General features: G+C 76.3%; 1 protein-coding gene. It reads left to right on the top strand.

Translation table 11 applies throughout. The features are described from left to right. The coding region (locus DEH69_RS00025) for a beta-ketoacyl synthase N-terminal-like domain-containing protein (RefSeq protein ID WP_258534322.1) at window positions 1-2,394 on the top strand (2,394 nt) is incomplete at both ends.

The raw sequence follows: 2,394 nt of genomic DNA, 5'->3' as shown, positions 1-2,394 counted from the left end.
GGCTGTTGATCGAGGAGGGGCACTCCCTCTTCGTCGAGGCGAGCGCCCACCCCGTCCTGTGCGCCAGCATCACCGAGACCGCAGAGGCCCTGGGCGCCGACGCCGCCGCGGTCGGCACCCTGCGCCGCGACGACGCGGGCCGCGAGCGCTTCCTCGCGGGCGCCGCGGGCGCGTGGGCCCATGGCGCTGGCGTCGACTGGTCGTCGGCCTTCGCGGGCTCGGACGCGCGCGTCGTCGACCTGCCCACCTATGCCTTCCAGCGCGAGAGCCACTGGCTGAGCGGCACCCCTGGGACCACCGTGACCGGTGGAACGCCTCAGGCGCCCGCCGCGCCCGAGCCGCCCCGGCCCGTCGCGCCCGGCGTGCCCGAAGGGCTCGCCGTGGAGCTGGGCGGCCGGGGCCCCGAGCAGCAGCACCGCCACCTGCTCGGGCTGGTCCGCCGCCACACCGCGGCCGTGCTCGGCTACCGCGACGCGGCCCGCGTCGGGGAGTCCGCCACGTTCAAGGAGGCGGGGCTCGACTCCCACATGTCGCTTGAGCTGCGCAACAGCGTCGGCGCGGCCACCGGCCTTCGCCTGCCCTCCGACGTGCTGTTCTCCCACCCCACCCCGGACGCCCTGGCCGGGCACCTGCGGCGGCGGCTGACCGATGGCGCCAGGGCGGCGACCCGGGCGACCCCCGCCCCCCAGGGCACGGCGGACCCCCAGGGAACGGCCGACGACGGCGACGCCATCGCCATCGTCGGCATGGCCTGCCGCTACCCAGGAGGCGTCCGTTCGCCCGAGGACCTGTGGCGGCTCGTCGCCGAGGGCACCGACGCCATCGGCGGCTTCCCCACCGACCGCGGCTGGGACCTGGACGCGCTCTACGACCCCGACCCCGACCGGCGCGGCACGTCCTATGTGCGCGAGGGCGGATTCCTCGACGGCGCCGCTGAGTTCGACGCCGCGTTCTTCGGGATCTCCCCGCGTGAGGCCCTGACGATGGACCCGCAGCAGCGGCTGGTGCTCGAGACCTCGTGGGAGGCCGTGGAGCGGGCCGGGATCGTTCCCGGGTCGCTGCGCGGCACGCCGACGGGCGTGTTCGTCGGCGCGATGGCGCAGGAGTACGGCTCCCGGCTCGACCAGGCGCCCGAGGGCTTCGAGGGCCAGATCCTCACGGGCAGCGCCAACAGCGTGCTGTCGGGGCGCGTCGCCTACACCCTCGGCCTCGAAGGCCCCGCCGTCACGGTGGACACCGCGTGCTCCTCCTCCCTGGTGTCGCTGCACCTGGCCGCCCAGGCGCTGCGCCACGGCGACTGCTCCCTGGCCCTGGCGGGCGGCGTCGCGGTCATGTCGAGCCCCGGCATGTTCCTCGAGTTCAGCACCCAGCGCGGCCTGGCGGGCGACGGGCGGTGCAAGGCGTTCGCCGCGTCGGCCGACGGCACGGGCTGGGCCGAGGGCGTCGGCATGCTCGTGCTGACGCGGCTGTCCGAGGCGCGCCGCGCGGGGCGCCCCGTGCTCGGGGTGCTGCGCGGCTCCGCGATCAACCAGGACGGCGCGAGCAACGGCCTCACCGCCCCCAACGGCCTCTCCCAGCAGCGCGTCATCCGCGCCGCGCTGGCCAACGCGGGCCTCGCCGCCGCCGATGTGGACGCGGTCGAGGCGCATGGCACGGGGACGACCCTGGGCGACCCGATCGAGGCGCACGCCCTGCTCGCCACCTATGGCCAGGGCAGGGACGCCGAACGGCCGCTGTGGCTCGGCTCGTTGAAGTCCAACATCGGGCATGCCCAGGCCGCCGCGGGCGTGGGCGGGGTCATCAAGATGGTCATGGCCATGCGCCATGGCACGCTGCCAGGATCCCTGCACATCGACCGGCCCTCGCCGCACGTGGACTGGTCGGCGGGCGCCGTCGCGCTGCTGGCCGAGGCGCGGGAGTGGCCGGAGACCGGGCGGGCGCGCCGGGCGGGCGTGTCGTCGTTCGGCATCAGCGGCACCAACGCGCATGTCATCGTCGAGGCCGCCCCCGCGCCCGCCCCCGCCGCCGCCCCCGCGCCGCCGTCCGTGGCCGATCCCGGGGTGACGGTCTGGCCCGTGTCGGCAAGGACCCCCGAGGCGCTGGCCCAACAGGCCGCGCGGCTGCGGGATTTCGTGAGCGAGCGCCCCGAGGCCGGGGTCGCCGACATCGGCTGGTCCCTCGCCACGACGCGGGCGCCGATGGAGCACAGGGCCGTGCTCGTGGGCCGGGAGCGCGCCGCGCTGCTCGACGGCCTCACCCGGCTCGCCGAGGGCGGTGAACCCCCTTCCACCGTCCTCGGCGTCCGCCCTGTCGCGCCCACGGGGGCCGTGTTCGTCTTTCCGGGGCAGGGGTGGCAGTGGGTGGGGATGGGGCGTGAACTGGCGGGGGAGTTCT

Origin of the sequence: Streptomyces sp. PT12 (assembly GCF_003311645.1) — a bacterium.
Taxonomy (GTDB): domain Bacteria; phylum Actinomycetota; class Actinomycetes; order Streptomycetales; family Streptomycetaceae; genus Streptomyces.
Note: the sequence above shows the minus strand (reverse complement) of the source record. Positions and strands in the feature narration are given on the sequence as shown.